16 protein-coding genes are annotated in these 18,859 nt (G+C 40.3%); 11 read left to right on the top strand and 5 right to left on the bottom strand.

The window, feature by feature from the left end; translation table 11 throughout:
- The first annotated feature begins 124 nt into the window (after nucleotides 1-124).
- The 3 genes from AC4PL9_RS08075 (at nucleotide 125) to AC4PL9_RS08065 (ending at nucleotide 1,952) form a co-directional block, all read left to right on the top strand.
- Nucleotides 125-442, top strand: coding sequence for a hypothetical protein (locus AC4PL9_RS08075; RefSeq protein WP_491604243.1), 318 nt, complete (start codon nucleotides 125-127; stop codon nucleotides 440-442).
- A 97-nt stretch (nucleotides 443-539) separates the two neighbouring features.
- Nucleotides 540-1,166: a hypothetical protein gene (locus tag AC4PL9_RS08070; RefSeq protein ID WP_491604242.1), complete on the top strand. Its 627-nt coding sequence runs from the start codon at nucleotides 540-542 to the stop codon at nucleotides 1,164-1,166.
- A gap of 90 nt (nucleotides 1,167-1,256) precedes the next feature.
- The gene (locus AC4PL9_RS08065; RefSeq protein WP_491604241.1) at nucleotides 1,257-1,952 is read left to right on the top strand and encodes a CTP synthase; all 696 of its coding nucleotides are present in this window, start codon (nucleotides 1,257-1,259) and stop codon (nucleotides 1,950-1,952) included.
- 10 nt (nucleotides 1,953-1,962) lie between these two features.
- Here AC4PL9_RS08065 and rnhA read toward each other — a convergent pair whose 3' ends face one another.
- The gene (gene rnhA / locus AC4PL9_RS08060; RefSeq protein WP_491604240.1) at nucleotides 1,963-2,445 is read right to left on the bottom strand and encodes a ribonuclease HI; all 483 of its coding nucleotides are present in this window, start codon (nucleotides 2,443-2,445) and stop codon (nucleotides 1,963-1,965) included.
- A gap of 104 nt (nucleotides 2,446-2,549) precedes the next feature.
- On the opposite strand from rnhA, the gene AC4PL9_RS08055 reads away from it, so the two are divergent.
- Genes AC4PL9_RS08055 through AC4PL9_RS08040 form a run of 4 tightly spaced genes read left to right on the top strand, consistent with a single transcriptional unit; the run spans nucleotide 2,550 to nucleotide 9,133 of the window.
- Entirely contained in the window at nucleotides 2,550-3,167 is a 618-nt protein-coding gene (locus AC4PL9_RS08055; protein ID WP_491604239.1) for a TetR/AcrR family transcriptional regulator, read from the top strand.
- Nucleotides 3,160-4,512, top strand: a complete 1,353-nt coding sequence (locus tag AC4PL9_RS08050; RefSeq protein WP_491604238.1) for a TolC family protein — start codon at nucleotides 3,160-3,162, stop codon at nucleotides 4,510-4,512. The genes AC4PL9_RS08055 and AC4PL9_RS08050 overlap by 8 nt, the downstream gene beginning before the upstream one ends.
- Before the next feature lie 30 nt (nucleotides 4,513-4,542).
- Nucleotides 4,543-5,655: an efflux RND transporter periplasmic adaptor subunit gene (locus AC4PL9_RS08045; RefSeq protein ID WP_491604237.1), complete on the top strand. Its 1,113-nt coding sequence runs from the start codon at nucleotides 4,543-4,545 to the stop codon at nucleotides 5,653-5,655.
- Between the two features lie 7 nt (nucleotides 5,656-5,662).
- Nucleotides 5,663-9,133: an efflux RND transporter permease subunit gene (locus AC4PL9_RS08040; RefSeq protein ID WP_491604236.1), complete on the top strand. Its 3,471-nt coding sequence runs from the start codon at nucleotides 5,663-5,665 to the stop codon at nucleotides 9,131-9,133.
- A gap of 68 nt (nucleotides 9,134-9,201) precedes the next feature.
- Here the strand turns inward: AC4PL9_RS08040 and AC4PL9_RS08035 are convergent, their stop codons facing one another.
- Together AC4PL9_RS08035 and AC4PL9_RS08030 are read right to left on the bottom strand one after the other, a co-directional pair.
- Nucleotides 9,202-10,509: an amidohydrolase family protein gene (locus AC4PL9_RS08035; RefSeq protein WP_491604235.1), complete on the bottom strand. Its 1,308-nt coding sequence runs from the start codon at nucleotides 10,507-10,509 to the stop codon at nucleotides 9,202-9,204.
- On the bottom strand, nucleotides 10,496-13,543 hold the full coding sequence (locus AC4PL9_RS08030) for an amidohydrolase family protein (RefSeq protein WP_491604234.1): 3,048 nt from the start codon (nucleotides 13,541-13,543) through the stop codon (nucleotides 10,496-10,498). The genes AC4PL9_RS08035 and AC4PL9_RS08030 overlap by 14 nt, the downstream gene beginning before the upstream one ends.
- Nucleotides 13,544-13,635: 92 nt before the next feature.
- Between AC4PL9_RS08030 and AC4PL9_RS08025 the strand changes: the two genes are divergently transcribed.
- The 3 genes from AC4PL9_RS08025 to hflX are packed head-to-tail and all read left to right on the top strand — an operon-like array spanning nucleotide 13,636 to nucleotide 15,596.
- Nucleotides 13,636-14,079, top strand: coding sequence for a hypothetical protein (locus tag AC4PL9_RS08025; protein WP_491604233.1), 444 nt, complete (start codon nucleotides 13,636-13,638; stop codon nucleotides 14,077-14,079).
- Nucleotides 14,070-14,399, top strand: a complete 330-nt coding sequence (locus AC4PL9_RS08020; protein ID WP_491604232.1) for a c-type cytochrome — start codon at nucleotides 14,070-14,072, stop codon at nucleotides 14,397-14,399. The genes AC4PL9_RS08025 and AC4PL9_RS08020 overlap by 10 nt, the downstream gene beginning before the upstream one ends.
- Nucleotides 14,400-14,402: 3 nt before the next feature.
- A complete protein-coding gene (gene hflX, locus AC4PL9_RS08015; RefSeq protein ID WP_491604231.1) occupies nucleotides 14,403-15,596 on the top strand; it encodes a GTPase HflX in 1,194 nt (397 codons plus the stop codon).
- Nucleotides 15,597-15,656: 60 nt separating this feature from the next.
- On the opposite strand, the gene AC4PL9_RS08010 is transcribed toward hflX, so the two are convergent.
- Complete coding sequence (locus tag AC4PL9_RS08010; RefSeq protein ID WP_491604230.1) at nucleotides 15,657-15,848, bottom strand: hypothetical protein; 192 nt, start codon at nucleotides 15,846-15,848, stop codon at nucleotides 15,657-15,659.
- A 33-nt stretch (nucleotides 15,849-15,881) separates the two neighbouring features.
- The gene (locus tag AC4PL9_RS08005; RefSeq protein ID WP_491604229.1) at nucleotides 15,882-16,625 is read right to left on the bottom strand and encodes a hypothetical protein; all 744 of its coding nucleotides are present in this window, start codon (nucleotides 16,623-16,625) and stop codon (nucleotides 15,882-15,884) included.
- 166 nt (nucleotides 16,626-16,791) lie between these two features.
- Between AC4PL9_RS08005 and paaZ the strand changes: the two genes are divergently transcribed.
- Complete coding sequence (gene paaZ, locus AC4PL9_RS08000; protein ID WP_491604228.1) at nucleotides 16,792-18,843, top strand: phenylacetic acid degradation bifunctional protein PaaZ; 2,052 nt, start codon at nucleotides 16,792-16,794, stop codon at nucleotides 18,841-18,843.
- The last annotated feature ends 16 nt before the right edge of the window (nucleotides 18,844-18,859 follow it).

The raw sequence follows: 18,859 nt of genomic DNA, 5'->3' as shown, positions 1-18,859 counted from the left end.
GCGTTTTCGGGTGACTTCTGAAGAGCTTTTACTTCATTTTTCTGATATACAGATTGTTTTTTACAGCGTAAATTGATTACGTTGTCAGTGTTGCAACTTTGTCCTGTAACAAAAAACAAGAGTTATGATAGCAATTTTTGAACGTTTAGAGATCAACAGAATTCAGTTCCAGCAAGGAGATAATGAAGTAGTTGTTAACTGTCGTATTACACAGGCGGGAGAAAAGATTGCAGCTACATTATTAATTACATTTTCAGATTTGAATCGTTTGCTTGCCAGGCTAGGGAATAGTGGAGTAGAAGTGGACTCTTCGCGTTTCCAAGTAATTGATATGGGAAATGATGAATGTCTGTACGAATGTGATTCAAAAACCTTTGGTCTGGATAGCTTTACTATAGAAGAACCGACTTTTTATAATCCTGTGAGACAGATCAGAGCGTGAAAAAAAGGGATAAAGCCAACCTAATGTGATTATTTTCGTCTCATTAGTTGGAAACAAAGGGTAATAATTGTATTTTTATCCGTCAAAATGCTTTAACATGAAACTGAAATTTTTCTTTTTGGCTGCTGCAGCTTCAGGAGTGCTGGTGTCTTGTGTGAAACATGAGGTGATTCCACCACCAAAGCCGGAAGTTGACCTGAGTACTTCTTTTGTAGCGGATACAAACGGAACGTCAATTTCCTATGTGAATGATGTGGATGGATTCTCTGTAGAGACAACCAGTTTCCGGGAGTTACAATCGTCTCCTCAATTGTCGAGTATCATTTATTTTAATACAATCCGTTCAACGAACTATTCGGATTTGTTTAAAATTTCTGTGGGTAGAGCATTTTGGGATGCTGTAGAGGGAGATTTACCTTCTATTAGCCAGTTTAAATTGTTTTTTGAAGGGATGCTGACGCCAAATGATCCTGTTTATTCGGATGAAGCCTTAAACGGAATTATGTTAGAATGGCGAGACAGTGAGAGTAATCTTTGGGTTTCAAATGAAAATTCTCCTGAGCCTCAAACATTTTCTTTTACGTCAATTACGCAGGAGTCGGATGAAGAAGGGGATTATATTAAGTTTACAGCTGACTTCTCCTGTTGGTTGTATTCTTTGGATGGTTTAGACTCAGTACATTTTGAAAATGGAACGTATATATCTTATTTTAAGAACAACTAATTTTAGTTAAAACTTTTTAAATTAAGACCGATAATATTGTATCGGTCTTTTTTTTTTCTTACTTTTCAAAAGTTTCATCAAACACGAAATATGTCGGAATGCTTGAAAATAGCTGTAATCGGTGATTTCAACTTTACTTACAATTCACATCACGCTACGAACATGGCGTTGGAACACAGTGAAAGATATCTGGAGGTCGAGTTGAGTTATTACTGGATTCGTCCGTCAGAGGCGGTTAATATGCGTCCGCATACATTTTCAGTGTACGACGGAATTCTGATTGCTCCGGGGCCCTATTTCAATGAGTTTTTTCTTAGTGGTGTTTTAGGGCAGGTAATTAATCTGAATACCCCTCTGTTAATGACCGGGGAAGTATACAGATTGTTTATTGAATTGTTGATCAAGCAGAATAATCTGAACGGGAATAATGAAAAACTAATCAGTGATAATCTGGTTTCAGGCAACCAGTTTGAACCGGTACAGATTCAGCCGTTGAATTCGACAATGAAAAAATTGTATGCCACACACAGTAATGTCGAATTAACTTCTTCAAGATATTCTTTGTATCCCCGATTGTTGGAAGTGCTCCAGGATCAGGTGCTAAGTATAGAAGGTCGGGATCAGTTTGAAGAGCCTGAAATTATTCGATTAAAGAATCACACTTTTGCGCTTGCGACGATGTTTTGTCCGCAAATATCATCAACCCGTGAAATGCCTCATCCTTTGATAAACTTATTTGTGAGATCCTGTATGGAGCAGTTAAAAACTGCAGGAGAAACAGTGTGATGCAATACGACTATAAAAGATTTTTTCCTTTTACTTCCTGTTCACTTTTTTCATAGCCTTCGTCTATAAGTAGTTCATGTTGGTTTGCCGCGGCTACTGCCAACTGATCACAACGTTCATTTTCGGGATGGCCGGAATGTCCTTTTACCCAAACGAATTTAGGGTGAAATTTTTGATGAAGGGGCAGGTACCTCCTCCAAAGGTCAGCGTTCTTTTTACCTTTATAACCTTTCTTATGCCAACCGAAAACCCATTTTTGTTCCACAGCATCAACAACATATTTTGAGTCCGAATAAACGGTCACCGGGTACTTATCTGTTTTCAGATGTTCCAGAGCAACGATAACGGCAAGTAGTTCCATACGGTTATTGGTAGTAAGACGATATCCGCAGGAGAGTTCTTTTTCTTTACTCCCAAAGCGGAGTATCGCACCATAACCTCCTCTGCCCGGATTGCCTTGTGCAGCACCGTCTGTATAGATTTTAATTGCCATGGGTCAAGAGTACAAAAAAAATGAATGATGGCAAAATGGAAACTTCGGAAACTTTTTTTTTGTTTTTCGTTTCCTGAGTGTTTTTTTTGATATACTTTTGCGCCATGGAAGAAAAAAGAGAGGAAATATTACTCAAGGCAACACAGGTTTATACACGTTATGGTATAAGGAGTGTTACCATGGATGATCTTGCCAGAGAACTCTCAGTATCAAAAAAAACCATTTACAATTATTTTAAAGATAAGGATGAAATTGTTCAGGAAATAATCAAAACCAAACTGGAGGCAGACAGGTTTAATTGTGGACTGAATGAGTCGACCGCAAAGAATGCAATTGAAGAGTTACTTGGGATATCGCAGTTTGTTGCCGATATGGTAAAAAATGTTCATCCATCTGTTTTTTATGATTTGCAAAAATACCATCCTAAAGCGTGGGAATTATTGAATACCCACAAGTGGGAGTTTTTGTTCGGACAAATACTTAAAAACATTAATAGAGGTATTGACGAAGGTCTTTACCGGGATAATATGAATCCTGATTTGGTTGCCCGTTTGCATCTGGCAAAATCTGATTTGGTTTTCGGAGGAGAGTTCTTTCCTATAGATCAGAGTAATATAGAGGAGATTTTCACAGAGCTTTTCCGTTTGCAAATTCGGGGAATGGCCAGCGAAAAGGGATTGGAATACTTAAAACAACGACTTAATAATCAAGAAAATGCGTAAAATTGGTTTAGTAATAATAACTGTAGTAGCCGGAGTGTTAACCGGTAACGGGCAGCAAAAATTTACTCTTGAACAGGCACAACAGTATGGTGTCGAACACCGTGAGCAGGTCATGAACGCCCATCTGGATTTGAAATCGGCAGAAAAGAAAGTCTGGGAAACAACGGCAATCGGTTTGCCGCAGATTAATGCTGAAGGAAATTTTCAACAGTACATTAATATTCCTACATCGGTGGTAGACGCTTCTTTTATCAATCCAAATGCACAACCTGGAGATGTTGTGTCGTTCAGAATGGGGCAGAAGTATAATGTAACGGGAGGAATTAATGCTTCTCAGTTAATATTTGACGGTTCCTATATAGTTGGGTTGCAAGTTTCCAAGTTTTATACGGAGTTTGTGAGAAGCAGTATCGAGAAATCTCAGCAGGAGGTGCAGTACAATATCACACAGGCATATTATAACGTTCTGATTGCTGAAGATAATCTGAAATTGATCGATTCATTGATTCTTTCCGCTGAAGAGTTATTGGGGAACACGGAGGTGATTTATGACCAGGGAATGATCGAAAAAGAGGAAGTGGATCAATTGGAACTAAACTCGATTCGGTTGAACAGCATGAAGGTAAACACAGAGCGTCAGCTACTTGTTGCTCAAAATTTACTTAAACTACAAATGGGATACCCGCTGACGGAAGAAATTCTGCTGGAAGGCGATCTGAATCATTATCTGACTCAAATTGAGTTGGAGTTCGCTGACCTGAAGGGGTCTATTCAGGATAATATCAATTTGATCATGCTAAATCAACAAAAGCGTTTGTCAGAGTTTGATTTGAAAAATAAGCGTTTCCAGCACTTCCCCCAACTAGCTGCGTTTTTCCAGCATCAATATATGGCTTTCCGATCAGAATTTGACCTGTTTCAGGATAAACCCTGGTACCCTTCAACCGCATGGGGAATTACATTAAAAATCCCGATTATCTCAAGTGGAATGCGTGCTATGCAGGTTCAACAGGCAAAGATCGAGGTGGAGAAGAATGAAAACTCAATCAAAGAATTGGAACGAACACTTCAATTTCAGGAAATTCAGACCAAAGCGAATTTTGAGAATGCATTGACAATGATGAAGTTGGAGCGAAGAAATATTGAGTTGGCAAAATCAATTTATAAGAATACATCGATTAAGAAAGAAGTGGGAGTTGTTACAAGTTTGCAGGTTACTCAAACTTACTCACAAGTATTGTCCGCACAAACAGATTACCTGAATGCAATTCTACAGGTAATGAATGCAAAGAACGAGCTAGACAACCTGTATGGGAACTTTACTACTCAATTAACTGAAAACTAAAAAAAGAAACAAGTCACTAAAAAGAACAACATGAAAAAGGGAATTATTTTTCTTTCAGCCATTACACTCATCCTGATCGGATGTAGTGAGGGCACACAAATTTCCAAACTGGAAGAAAAACGAACCAAATTGAAAAACGAACTTGCCGATATCGAGAAGAAGATAGCGGAGATGGATACAACTTCAAATTCTACACCCGCGGCTCTTGTTTCTTTAGCTCCGGTAGAATTGACTGAGTTTGTTCATAATATTGACGTTCAGGGGAATATCGAAACAGAGAAAGATGCATTGGTTAATGCTGAATCCAATGGAGTTATTCGCGAGGTGCTTGTAAAAGAAGGCCAGCGGGTATCCAAAGGACAAGCATTGGTTCGAATTGATGCCTCAATCATTTCTGATAATATACAGGAATTGAAAACGGGAGTTGATTTTGCACAGTATAATTACGATAAGCAAAAAGAACTATTCGATAAAGGAGTGGGTTCTGAGTTCCAGTTGAAGCAGGCAAAGAACAACCTGGATAACCTGAAAGAAAAACTGACAGGATTACAAACACAGCGTTCGAAATACACAGTAGCAGCTCCATTTGACGGAGTAATAGATGAAGTCTTCCCGAAAATTGGGGAAATGACAGGTCCACAATCTCCGGTAGTCCGTTTAGTAAACAACAGAGAGGTAAAGGTAACAGCTGAAATCTCGGAGCGCTTGTATAGCAGAATTAAAGTAGGAACACCAGTACAGCTGACAGTTCCTTCGCTGGGAGATACAACTGTCGCGTTGACCATTACAAATATTGGGAATTATATTCATCCTACAAACCGGACTTTCCGTATTCAGGCAGCTTTAAAAGAAAACAAAATTCTTTTGCCGAATATGTTGGCACAGGTGCAGATTCTTGATTACAAGAACGAAGAAGCGATAGTGGTTCCTACTCCTGCTTTATTAAAAGACCGTGATAACAATAGTTATGTCTTTGTTGCAGATAACAAAGAGGGGCAGCTGATTGCCCGAAGAGTAAATGTTAAAGTGGTTGAATCTTACAACGGAGTGTCGGAAGTAAACGGAGGCTTGTCAGTTGAAGACCAGGTGGTGTTAAAAGGTGCTAAAGGAGTATCAGAAGGCGATTATTTACGTGTGAAATAATTGAAAAATGGGAGAAAAAGAGAAAGACATAAAGGAATTTGGCTTGTCATCATGGTCTGTAAATAACCGAAAAACGGTATTTCTGGTAATGTTGATTATTATGATGGGTGGGTTTTTCGCCTATCAGTCTATGCCGAAGGAGAACTTTCCCGAACTACAGATTCCTGAAATTTACATTGGAATTGCAAAGCCGGGAAGTTCACCGAAGTATATGGCGGATAAAATTATCAAGCCAATTGAAAAAGAAATAGCGACAGTAAAGAAGGTGGATGAAATGAATTCGAATGGTATACATGGTTATGCTACTATTCGAATAAAATTTGATTTCTCTATTGAAGCAGAAGATGCACTTCAGAAGGTAAAAGATGCTGTGGATAAGGCGCGGGCAAAATCAGACTTCCCGGAGCTTCCTACCGAGCCGAACATTTTTGAGTTGGATCCTTCTCAAATGCCAATTATGAATATCAACCTGAGTGGAGATAATCCGCAGCAGTTGAAAGAAACAGCAGAATATCTGGAAGATATTATAGAAGATCTTCAGGAAATTAATGAAGTGGATATACGCGGTATCCAGGAACAGGAGATGCGTATTGAAGTGGATAGACTTAAAGCTGAGGCTGTAAATGTATCCTTAACAGATATAGAAAATGCAGTTTCCTCAGAGCACCAGACTATTCCGGGGGGAGAAATCCTGATGGATGGTGTGCGTAAGAACATCCGGATTGATGGCGAATTCCAGAATGCGGATGAGCTAAAAAAGGTGATTGTAAAACAGGATGACTATATGCCTGTGCATCTGGAAGATATTGCCGAAGTATATTTCGGTAATGCCGATACAACATCATATGCACGTGAGTTTGGAGAGCCTGTAGTAATGCTGGATGTGAAGAAGCAGGGAGGGAAAAACCTGCTAGATGCTTCTGAGAAAATAGATGCATTATTAAAGCAGGCAAAAGAAGAAGGAATGATTCCGAGTGGAATCTCAATATCGAAAACAAATGACCAGTCAAACATGACGCGGGACATGGTGTCTAATCTGGAGAATTCCATCATTTTCGGTATTCTGTTGGTTGTACTTGTTTTATTATTCTTTCTGGGACTACGAAATGCTCTTTTCGTGGGAGTGGCTATTCCTTTGTCGATGTTCATGTCTTTCATGATTTTGAATGCCATGGGAGTAACATTGAATGTAATGGTACTGTTCTCGCTGGTGCTTGCGCTAGGGATGTTGGTGGATAACGGAATTGTAGTTGTAGAAAACGTTTACCGTTATATGGACCTTGGAATGGAGCCATTTAAGGCTGCCCGAAAAGGAGTAGGAGAGGTTGCCTGGCCAATCATTGCGTCAACAGCAACAACATTGGCTGCGTTTGTCCCTTTGGCGATATGGCCGGGAATTATGGGAGAGTTTATGAAATATCTTCCAATCACACTGATGATTGTATTAGGTTCGTCACTTTTTGTTGCGCTTGTGATCAATCCTGTGCTTACTGCGTTGTACATGAAAGTGGGAGCAGATTCTCCTAATAAGAGAAAAACAGTTATTATAAGTATAGGATTACTGGTGCTTGGAGGTCTGTTTTTAGCGGGTGGTATTATTACATTTGGAAACTTGTTGATTATTTTAGGAATCATCTCAGTTGTCAATGTGTTTGTTTTATTCCCGATCATGGAGTGGTTCCAAAACAAATTCCTTCCGAAATTAGAAGCTTTCTATGCACGTTTTCTAACTTATGCTTTGTCAGGGAGAAAACCGGTGATTTTTATTGTAGGAACATTCTTGTTGTTGATTTTCTCTGTCGTTCTTGTCGGGGTGTTTCAGCCAAAAGTTGATTTCTTCCCGGTTAACCAACCAAAGTATGTAAGTGTGTACGTAACACATCCGATTGGTACGGATATCAAAGTAACCAATCAAACAGCCCTTCAGGCTGAGAAAGCACTGGATGAAATTCTTGCTCCGTATCTTGAGCGTGATAGTAAGATTGAGGATCCGGATGCACGAATTATACAGTCAATCATCACTCAGGTTGGTGAAGGTACCGGTTCCGAAAACGAAGTGTCTATGGGGGCGACGCCCCATAAAGCAAAAATCACAATTAATTTTTCTGAATTTCAGTATCGAGATGGTATACAGACGTCTGAAATTCTGCAAAAGATACAGACGGAACTTCCGCAGCAATTTACAGCGGATATAGAAATTTCTGCGGAAAAGAATGAAGAAGGTCCCCCACAGAAAGACCCGATTTATATTGAAGTATCCGGAAAAAAGGACTATTCAGAAATTATACAGGAAGCATCCCGTATAAAGAATTATCTGGCTCGTTTGAATGTTGCAGGAGTGGAAAAACTAAAAATGGATGTAGAGGCAAATCGTCCTGAAATACCTTTTGTGGTGGACAGAGATCAGGTTCGAAAGTTGAACTCCTCTACAATGGCTGTCGGAATGGCAATTCGTAAAGCATTATTAGGTCAGGATATTGCAACCTATACAAAAGGTGAGGATACGTATGATATTGTTGTTCGGTTTAATAAGAATAACAGGGAAGATTTGAACGCCTTACTGGATCAAAAACTCATCTTTAGAAATAATAAAGGAGAGTTGCTGCGGATTCCTATTCGATCGGTAGTTCTGCCACCAATGGACAACATTTCATATTCGGCAGTAAACCGAAAAGATCAGGTTTCAATGGTTGCTGTAACTTCTAAAAATGCAGAAGGGTACAATGCTAACGAGGTGGTTGAAGAACTCAAATTAAAAATGAGAGATTACGAAACGGAAGTAGGTTTACCAGAGGGGATTACCTACCGTTTCGCAGGACAGCAGGATGAGCAGCAGAAAGAAATGGCCTTCCTGAGTAATGCCTTGTTGATAGCGGTATTCCTTATCATGTTGATTATTGTAACGCAGTTTAACTCGTTCTCTACTCCTGCGATTATCATGACGAGTGTTGTTTTCTCGCTAATCGGGGTTTTTCTGGGACTGGTTATTTCAGGAATGTCCTTTGTGATCATCATGACAATGATCGGTATTATATCTCTCGCCGGAGTCGTTGTAAACAATGCGATCGTATTGATCGATTATACGAACCTGATTCGCGTAGAAAAACGAGAGGAATTAGGGTTGGGTGAGTTTGAAACACTTCCTATGAAGGATGTGATCGACGCAACTATTGAAGGCGGTAAAACAAGACTACGTCCCGTGTTATTAACGGCAATAACTACGGTGCTCGGACTGATTCCTTTGGCAATAGGTTTCAATATAGATTTCTTTAGTCTTTTGTCTGAATATGATCCCAAGATTTATTTTGGGGGAGATAATAACCTGTTCTTCTCTCCGATGTCCTGGACAATCATTTTTGGACTTACATTTGCTACCTTCCTTACATTGGTAATTGTTCCTGCGATGTATCTGTCGTTGTACAGATTGAAGCTATGGATATACAAAGTTGCCGGATGGAAGATGCGTAGTAATATATAATTCAATTATTTCATAGCCATCAAAAAAGCCATTCTCACATTGAGAATGGCTTTTTTATTCAGGTTCTTTTAGTTTTCTTCAGGAGTATATTTCCTCTTGTATTTCTGATAGAGTTCTTCTTGTCTATTGGTCAGATCCATAAATTTACCATCAACAAGAACGGTTGTAATTTTGTTTCCACTCATGTCTAACGCATCTCCTTTTGAAATGAAGAGAGTTGCCATTTTTCCTTCTTCGACGGAACCATATGATTTATCAACTCCGATTATTTTAGCTGAACTGAGAGAAATGGCTGTGATGGCTTCTTCTGTTGTTAGTCCGTAAGTTCTTGCAGTACCCGCCAGAAAGGGGATGTTCCGGGCATTCATAGCTTCCATGTCACCTGCATTCTGAAGACAGAAGGTTACACCTGCTTTTTGAAGAAGGTACGGAAGCTTAAACGGAAGGTGAATATCATCACTTTCACGTTGTGGCAAATCATGCACACGTCCCAGCATTACAGGAATTTTTGCGTCTTTCAACTGGGCAGTGATAAGATGACTGTCGTATCCTCCGATAATGACCGGGAATTGTACAGTAAGTTCTTTTGAAAAATCTATGATATCGAGTAACTCCTGGATGTAATTGGCGTGTATATACAATCGTTTGTTTCCTGTGAACAATCCTTTCATTGCCTCAAAGCGGAGGTCAATTGATTTGTCTTTCGAATTATCTTCAGCGTATGCCTTTGCAGCAGTGAAAAAATCATTCACCTTTTCACGTTCGGTAGTATACTGTTCATTAGTTTTCACCGTTTTCCAGCCTCTTTTTATGAACCCGGGCCAGTGCAGGTGAATCCCGTCGTCCTGTAACCGTACGGCATCTTCCCAGTTCCAGCCATCCAGAAGAAATAATGAAGAACTTCCGGAAATCACACCTCCTCTTGGGGTTGCCTGAGCAAAAAGAACTCCGTTGGTACGTACCGTTGAGGTAACAGAAGACTCCGCGTTATAGGCAATGAGTGATCGCACATGTGGATTGTACTCACCAACTTCATAAAAATCACGTGTAGCTCTTACAGCGTCAATCTCCGTAAGTCCCAAAGTGGAGTTGGGAGCAAAAAATCCAGGGTAAATATGTTGATTTTGGGCATTGATTACCGTGTCAAATTCCGACTTGTCTAATGTATAAGCAAGGGCATTTTTGACCAAAGTGATTTTCCCGTTTTCAACGACAATATAACTTCTTTCAATAACCTGACCGGTACCGGTGTGTAGAACGCCGTTTTCGATTAAAATTTTACCTTCGAACTTCTGAGCAGGTGTTTGCCCATTTCCGAATAAAGGAAAAAGGGAGGCAAGACAAAGGAAGAGGGGGCGTATATTAATGCGCTTCATGATGATGTTCTGTTTCTTCTGTGTCACAATGATAACGAGGTAGGGTTTTGGCAGAATAGGGAACTATTTTTTCTCCGTTTTTTGCAGCATTCAGCATTTTTGAAATGATCCTTGAGCGCTCTGCCTGGTTTTTTGTATTCAGGCTTTCAGTTGATCGACTATCATACAATAATAAACCGTCAACAAAGGTTTGTTCCGCTCTGGCGTGAATCGATAAAGGATTGTCTGACCAGATAACAATATCGGCATCTTTTCCGGCTTTTAAGCTTCCCATCCGATCATCAAGGTGCAAAAGTTTTGCCGGGTTCAGAGTTACGAGCTTCCAGGCTTCTGCAGGAGACATATTTCCGTACTTTACGGATTTGGCAGCCTCTTGATTGAGTCTTCTTCCCATTTCGGCATCATCCGAATTAATAGCTGTTGTTACTCCCTGTTCCGTTAATAGGCTGGCATTGTGTGGTATGGCATCAATTACTTCATATTTATAAGCCCACCAGTCAGCAAATGTAGATCCACCGGCTCCATGTTCTCGCATCTTATCCGCTAGTTTGTATCCTTCCAGAATATGTGTGAACGTGTTGAGAGTGAATCCCATACTGTCTGCAACTTTCATTAGCATATTGATTTCGCTCTGTACATAAGAATGACAGGTGATAAAACGTTCTCCTCTGAGAATTTCTGCCAGAACTTCCAGTTCAAGATCGCGTTTGGTTTCCGGTTGCTGCCCTTTTTTCTTTTTAGCAGTAGCATCCATATAAGCGCGGGCACGATAAAAAGCATCGTAATAAACCTGTTCTACACCCATTCGGGTCTGAGGGAAGCGAATCGTCTGAAAATCTCCCCAATTGGTCTGTTTGACATTTTCTCCCAGAGCAAACTTGATAAATTTCGGGGCATTGTCCAAAAGCATCTCATCCGGTCCGAATCCCCACTTTAATTTAATGATCGCTGACTGACCTCCGATAGCATTGGCCGATCCATGGAGAAGTTGCGAACACGTAACCCCTCCCGCTAACTGGCGGTATATGTTTATGTCGTCCGGGTTGATAACATCACCGATAGAAACTTCGGCCGTTACCGACTGACCACTTTCATTAACTCCTTTTGAAATTGCAATATGTGAATGTTCATCAATAATTCCGGCGGTTACGACTTTTCCTTTGGCATCAATTACTTTGGTTCCTGAGGGGACGTGAAAAGTTCCTTTTCCCACATGTTTGATTTTTCCGTCAACAATTAATAGATCCCCGTTTTCAATAATGCCTTCCTCTTCCCCCGTCCACAAAGTAGCATTCCGGATAAGATAGGTTGAGTGCGTGGGAAGAGAGTCTCTTCCGAAAGCCATGTGCGGAAACCAAATATGATTACCGGCTATTGTATCGATTGTTGCCAGTTCTTCTTTGGGTTTGTTCGCTTTGTAAGCTGTGTTTTTTATGGCTGTCCATTTAATCCATTCTCCTGTTGGCAACATTCCGGAACCTTCCATGGCTCCCATTTTCGGATATGTTTTCCCATTTAACAAGACAGCTCCTTTATAATGGTAATCTTTCAGGTTAAACTGAAGAACGAGATCCCGATCGTTAAAAGAAATAGTACAGGCAACGGCATTGGTGTCTTTTTCTTTGGGTTTATAGTCTGCTCCCGGGTAGACAGTTGCAGAAAGTTTATTCATCTCACCCTCAATTTTAAGGGTATAGAGATGAGTGGTAAGCTTAAGATTATAAGTTCCACGGATATCATTGGTCGTATTTGTTTTTAGGACGGATCGGTGTCCCACGCTCCAGGTTTCCAGAAGTTCAGCATCCTTATCTGTAAATGGATTAGCAGAATAAACAGAGAAAGAAGCCAGCCTACCGGATGCTAATGAACCAATTTCATTGTCCATTCCAAGAATTCTTGAAGGAACGCAGGTTAAAGCATCAAGTGCTTTTTTCCAGGGAAGTCCTTTTGCAATTGTCTTATGAATGGCAGCCCAGAAGTCTTTCGCTTTTTCAATTCCCGAAGAAGTAAAGGCAAAAGGAATCTCTTCCGCATAAAAAATGGCTGGATTAGCAGGAGCCATTTCCCAGTGTTTCAATAAACGAAGAGGAATTTCCTTTGCAATGAAGGGGTTGACCACATCAAATGCTTCGGGAAATTTTAACGGAAGTATGTAAGAATGTCCACCTGCTTTTATCGCTTCTATTTGCTGATATTCATCCCCTCCGCATACAATAGCAGCTTCAAGCCCGAACTCTTTACTTATTTTTGAGATTCGCAATACTTCCAGTTTATCTTCTGCGGTAAAGAAGAGCTTTTGTTGCAGTTGCTTTGAGAGATGTTCAAGCGATACATTCTCAGAATTATCAGAAGAGTTTGCATACCATTTCGCATCAATGATAGCCTGTTTTAATAAGGCAATAGCTCCCATTTGAGAGGATGGATACGTTTGCTTTGAATTTCCTTTGTGTAAACTAAAAAAAGCAGCTGCGTTTCCCGATAGTACCTTTTCATGATGTGGAACTTCTCCCAATGCAATTAGGGGAGCAGTTCCGCGGGCAACCCCATTGGCGACATGGGGAACCGAGAAAGTAAACCCCTTATCTGAGAGTTTCGATTCTTCTTTCGCATTAAATTGATAAAAGTCTAAAGACTGAACTTCAGGATGTATGCTTTCATTCCAATAATAGGGTCCCTGTTTGCTGCTTTCCAATTGAGGAGAATGCGGATTCCCGGTATGTTGCTGTGGAGCTGCTTGAATTCCGATGTCTGTATTTATCTCTATAAACCCAGGGATAAGATATTCACCGGAGAACTCATGAATTTGTGTTCCCTTAGGAAACTGAAGTGTCGTACCTATTTTGGAGATTCTTCCATTTTCAATTAAAACATCGGCATCTTCAATAATCTCATCACTACTGACGACAAGTGTAACACCTTTGATACCAACGTATCTGGGTTTGGATTCTTTTACTCCGTTAGCAGGTCTGGAAAGTTGTCCAAAAAGACCGGCTGAGATCAATAAAAAGCTACAAATAACCAGTAAATTCCTCATCTGCGAATATTTCGAGTTTGTGAAAATAGTTAAAAGGTTTGAAAACTCAAGAATCCGCGAATTTTAAGTATTTTTGATTCCAAATACACATTATGGACACAGTAGTAAATATTTTAGTGCGTTCGCACTCTGGATTAAGATGGATCGTATTGGCTTTATTGATTGCGGCTATTGCTAATGCAACGATGAAGAAAAAGTCAGGAATATACTCTGAAGGGGATCGAAAACTGAATTTGTTTGCCATGATTTTCATGCATATTCAGCTGCTAATAGGATTAGTGCTGTACTTCACAAGCTCTAAAGTGAGTTTTGAATATATGTTTGAATCATCACTAAACCGTTTTTATGGTTTGGAGCATGTATTTGGTATGGTATTGGCAATTATTTTGGTTACTGTTGGGCATTCTAAAGCCAAAAGAGCAGAAGATCCTGCGAAAAAGCACAAGACTATTTTTATTGCTTACTTTTTTGCATTGATCCTGATTATAGCAAGTATTCCATGGCCATTCAGAAATCTGGGAGGATCATGGTTCTAAGGTTTTTTGCTATTGGGTTATCTGCTGCTTTTCTGATAGGATGTTCTTCAACTCCTGAAGATACTGGAAATCAGACAACGCAAAAGGAGGAAAAAGCAGACGGAAAAAAGTTGTTCAATATTCATTGCGCAGCTTGTCATAAATACAATGGAAAAGGAGGAGTTTCAGGAGCGAAAGACCTGACAATTTCTTCACTTTCACGGGATGAGATCGGACAAATTGTTTCGAATGGTTCAGGAGATATGATGCCTTTTAAGGAAGTGCTTACTCCTGAAGAAATTCAGGCCGTTATTGATCATGTGCAAACATTGCAGAATTAGTGAATGGGAGATTTTATTTTAACTGAACATATACCGGAAAAGGCGGTTCTTGTTGGTGTGATAACGCAGCACCAGGATGAATTGCAGGCAAGGGAGTATCTTGATGAGTTAGCCTTTCTGGCTGAAACGGCAGGAGCGGAAACGTGTGGAAGATTCTTACAAAAAATTGATGTTCCTAACCCGAAGACTTTTGTCGGAAGTGGAAAAATTGAGGAGATCAAGACGTTTATTACCGAAAGAGAAATAGGTCTTGTCATATTTGACGATGAACTGTCTCCTTCACAACTCCGGAACGTAGAGCGAATACTGGAATGTAAAATTCTGGATCGGAGCAACCTGATTCTTGATATTTTTGCTAAACGGGCGCGGACTTCACACGCTAAGACACAGGTTGAATTAGCGCAGTATCAGTATTTATTGCCTCGTTTGACGCGAATGTGGACCCACCTTGAACGTCAGAAAGGGGGAATCGGTATGCGGGGACCCGGAGAAACCCAGATCGAAACCGACCGGCGTATTATTCAGCAGAAAATTGCTTTGCTCAAGGAGAAATTGAAGGCAATTGATAAGCAAATGAGTATCCAGCGAAGTAATAGGGGGCAATTGGTTCGCGTTGCTTTGGTGGGTTATACAAACGTGGGAAAAAGCACGTTGATGAATTTGCTCAGTAAGTCGGAAGTGTTTGCAGAAAATAAACTATTTGCAACATTGGATACAACGGTAAGAAAAGTAGTGATTGACAATTTACCTTTTCTACTTTCGGATACAGTTGGATTTATCAGAAAGTTGCCCACCATGTTGGTGGAATCTTTTAAATCGACATTAGATGAGGTAAGAGAAGCAGACTTACTTTTACATGTCGTTGATATTTCGCATCCTAATTTTGAAGAGCATTACAATGTAGTCAATGAGACACTTGCGGAAATTGACGGTACGGATAAGCCAACAATCGTAGTCTTTAATAAAATTGATGCCTTACGTTTTTTTCCGAAAGATGAATTTGATTTGGAAGAAGACGAAGAAAAAGTATATTCTTTGGACGAGTTGAAGAAAATGTGGGTGTCAAGGATTGAGGATAAATGTGTGTTTATCTCTGCAAGTAAAAAGGAGAATATTGACGAACTGAGACAAATCACTTATGAAGAAGTAAAGAAGATTTTTGAAGTACGATATCCGTATAATAATTTCCTTTACTAGCGAAGTATAGAGAAGAAAAAAGCCGGGATAATTTTTCATCCCGGCTTTTTAATTAATCAACTATCCGAATGTGCCACCAAGGTATTCGCATTCCTCTTTAGCGTCTTCATAAATTGCATCTTCAATTGCATTTCCGGTACAATACTCCTTGTCGTAGACATTATTCTCTTTTACAGAACATTCGCCACATTTTTTGCAGGAAGTTAAAAGTGTCAGGATTGCTATTGCGGACACAAAAAATACTGTTTTCATAGTTGTTTTACTTTACTTCAATAGTACGAATTATTACTCAATCGTTACTGTTTTGGTGGCAACAGTTTCATTGATGAAGTAATAACTTTTTCCTGTTATCGTAGCATTTTCCATTTTGTAAGCAGCTACCTGAGCGACGTTTGAGCCATTGGATAAACCGGAAAGTTCGGCAGCACTAAATGAACATGACGTTGTGTTACCGGGAACCGTTTTTAGAACACTTCCAACCTGGAAAATTACAGAGTCCGCATCTGTAACACTGGAAATGGTTAGCGTGTACCCATTTGCCTTATTAACCACTTCTGAACTGGTAATCTCTCCGGCAGAAGGAAAGGCAATTGAAGGATCGAAACTAAAGGCACTTACGGCAGCAGATCCTGTTACACTCCATGACACACCACCGCTGAAATCAACTCCTGTGGCGTTAGATGCGTCCGGTTGAAACACATAGGAATTGTTTGTTTGCTTTGTCAATTGTTTGCTGTTTACGTTTACATTTCCCGCATCAATTAAATTGTCAATGTTGTTGGATTCATAAAATGCAGCGACACCTAATCCAATTGTCATTGAGACAGGTCCGATAGGAGAAGATTGAGAACTTTGTACTTTTATTGCAACCAATGTTCCGTCTGAATTGGAAAGGGTAGGGAATGGTGGAGGAGTTGACTGAGTGGTGGGAGTTTCATCAATAATTTCGTCAATGATTTCTTCTTTTTTACAAGAGCTCATCCCAATCAGGGCTACGAATAATCCGGTAAATACGATTTTGTGGTTCATAAGAATAGTTTTTCGTTATTAATTGAACACAAACATACTGTAAACGAAGCCAGTGGGCAATAGGGCGAATTACCTATTCGGATATGATTTGCAGTAGCGTAAAATTTCTTTTCGGGTCAAATATTTTAGGTAAATTAGAGCTCTATTTTGAAAAACGTATAATACTATGCAGCGATATCAGAACTACGTCCAGGGAAAATGGATGGACGGAGACGGAACAGAAATCGAATTGTTTAACGCAATAACCGGAGCTAAGATAGGCGAAGCTTCCAGTGCAGGGCTGGATTACGAGAGTATCCTGAATTATGGTCGTACTGTCGGAGGAAAGGTGTTGAGAAAAATGACTTTTCAGGAAAGGGGAAGAATGCTGAAAGCATTGGCTCTTTTTCTGTTGGAAAGGAAAAATAAATATTACGAAGTAAGTGCGTGGACCGGGGCCACTAAAATAGACTCCTGGATTGATATTGAAGGTGGGATAGGGAATTTGTTTGCTAATGCTTCCCTGCGCCGTCAGTTTCCGGATTTGCCTTATTATGTGGACGGAGTAGCCGCACCGCTTTCCAAAGGGGGAACGTTTATAGGACATCATATTATGGTGCCGAAAGAAGGGGTTGCGGTTCATATCAATGCCTTCAACTTCCCGATATGGGGAATGTTGGAAAAAATTGCGGTGAACCTGATGGCAGGAGTGCCGGCAATTGTTAAACCTTCTGAGTATACAGGATATCTTACCGAAGTTATGGTGCGCGATATTATTGACTCAAAGATCCTACCAGAAGGGGCGCTTCAGTTGGTGAACGGATTGGGACGAGGTATTATTGATCACGTAAATTGTAACGATGTTGTCACATTTACAGGTTCGGCGGCTACCGGAAAAAAACTGAAAGCACTGCCACATATCGTTGAGGAATCTGTTGCATTTAATCTGGAAGCCGATTCGTTGAATGCTTGTGTATTAGGACCGGATGTAACTCCGGGTTCACCGGAGTTTGATATCTTTATTAAAGAAGTGACTAGGGAGATAACAGTAAAAGCGGGTCAAAAATGTACAGCTGTTCGTCGTATTGTTGTTCCTGAGAATCTTGTGGAAGAGGTGCAGAAGGCAGTTTCAAAACGCCTGGCTTCTACAACAATTGGAGATCCTGCTGTAGAAGGAGTTCGTATGGGAGCTTTGGCGACCCGTACACAAGTACAACGTGTTCGTGAAAGTGTAGAGCAATTGGCAAAATCTCAACAGATCGTATATGGTGATCTGGATACTTTTGAAGTTGTGGGAGCGGACAAGAATGCAGGAGCGTTTTTTAGCCCGATTCTGTTTGTGAATGATGATCCGTTTACAAAAACAGATGTCCACAATATTGAAGCTTTTGGACCGGTTTCTTCAATTCTTCCTTACAAGAATTTGGATGAAGCTATAGAAATTACAAAACTGGGAAAAGGTTCTCTGGTATCTTCCATTGTTACGGCAGATGATAAAGTAGCAACTGAATATGTTGTAGGAGCTGCTTCAATGCATGGTCGTATTCTCGTCTTGAATGAAGCTTGTGCAAAAGAAAGTACGGGACATGGTTCTCCGATGCCACTTCTTACACATGGTGGTCCTGGACGTGCCGGAGGTGGAGAAGAAATGGGTGGAAAAAGAGGTGTTTTGCATTATCTGCAGCGCACGGCTATTCAGGGACACCCTACCACAATAACAGAAATAACAAAACAATTCCAGGTCGGAGCAGCCCAGCCGGAAGCAAATCCACATGTATTCCGTAAGCATTTTGAAGAACTGATTATCGGAGAGACTGTTTTTACACATAAACACACAGTTACCGAGGCAGATATTGTCAACTTTGCGAATGTCAGTGGTGATAATTTCTATGCGCACATGGATGCAACCTCTTTGGCGGGGACGATTTTTGAAGGGCGTGTGGCACACGGATACTTCATCCTTTCCAAAGCTGCCGGATTGTTTGTCGATCCGAAAAAAGGACCCGTTCTTTTGAATTATGGAATTGATGAGGCACGTTTCACAAAACCGGTATATCCCGGAGCAACAATTGGCGTGCGATTTACAGTAAAAGAAAAGGTAGATCAGGAAAAACGTTCCGAGGAAGATATAGCAAAAGGAATTGTTAAATTTCTGGTAGATGTTTATGATGAAACGGGAGAGACAGTAGCAATGGCTACTATTCTTACCATGGTGAAAAAACTGGATCAGTCGAAATAGAAAACGAATAGTTGAA

This window comes from Wandonia sp. (assembly GCF_984588085.1).
Note: the sequence above shows the minus strand (reverse complement) of the source record. Positions and strands in the feature narration are given on the sequence as shown.

Excerpts from the sequence above, each read along its gene's own strand:
- AC4PL9_RS08030 (WP_491604234.1), bottom strand. The coding sequence starts at position 13,543 with ATGAGGAATTTACTGGTTATTTGTAGCTTTTTATTGATCTCAGCCGGT.
- AC4PL9_RS08055 (WP_491604239.1), top strand. The coding sequence starts at position 2,550 with ATGGAAGAAAAAAGAGAGGAAATATTACTCAAGGCAACACAGGTTTAT.
- hflX (WP_491604231.1), top strand. The coding sequence starts at position 14,403 with ATGGGAGATTTTATTTTAACTGAACATATACCGGAAAAGGCGGTTCTT.
- AC4PL9_RS08020 (WP_491604232.1), top strand. The coding sequence starts at position 14,070 with ATGGTTCTAAGGTTTTTTGCTATTGGGTTATCTGCTGCTTTTCTGATA.
- AC4PL9_RS08025 (WP_491604233.1), top strand. The coding sequence starts at position 13,636 with ATGGACACAGTAGTAAATATTTTAGTGCGTTCGCACTCTGGATTAAGA.
- AC4PL9_RS08070 (WP_491604242.1), top strand. The coding sequence starts at position 540 with ATGAAACTGAAATTTTTCTTTTTGGCTGCTGCAGCTTCAGGAGTGCTG.
- AC4PL9_RS08010 (WP_491604230.1), bottom strand. The coding sequence starts at position 15,848 with ATGAAAACAGTATTTTTTGTGTCCGCAATAGCAATCCTGACACTTTTA.
- AC4PL9_RS08065 (WP_491604241.1), top strand. The coding sequence starts at position 1,257 with ATGTCGGAATGCTTGAAAATAGCTGTAATCGGTGATTTCAACTTTACT.
- rnhA (WP_491604240.1), bottom strand. The coding sequence starts at position 2,445 with ATGGCAATTAAAATCTATACAGACGGTGCTGCACAAGGCAATCCGGGC.
- AC4PL9_RS08005 (WP_491604229.1), bottom strand. The coding sequence starts at position 16,625 with ATGAACCACAAAATCGTATTTACCGGATTATTCGTAGCCCTGATTGGG.
- AC4PL9_RS08075 (WP_491604243.1), top strand. The coding sequence starts at position 125 with ATGATAGCAATTTTTGAACGTTTAGAGATCAACAGAATTCAGTTCCAG.
- AC4PL9_RS08035 (WP_491604235.1), bottom strand. The coding sequence starts at position 10,509 with ATGAAGCGCATTAATATACGCCCCCTCTTCCTTTGTCTTGCCTCCCTT.
- AC4PL9_RS08050 (WP_491604238.1), top strand. The coding sequence starts at position 3,160 with ATGCGTAAAATTGGTTTAGTAATAATAACTGTAGTAGCCGGAGTGTTA.
- AC4PL9_RS08045 (WP_491604237.1), top strand. The coding sequence starts at position 4,543 with ATGAAAAAGGGAATTATTTTTCTTTCAGCCATTACACTCATCCTGATC.
- AC4PL9_RS08040 (WP_491604236.1), top strand. The coding sequence starts at position 5,663 with ATGGGAGAAAAAGAGAAAGACATAAAGGAATTTGGCTTGTCATCATGG.
- paaZ (WP_491604228.1), top strand. The coding sequence starts at position 16,792 with ATGCAGCGATATCAGAACTACGTCCAGGGAAAATGGATGGACGGAGAC.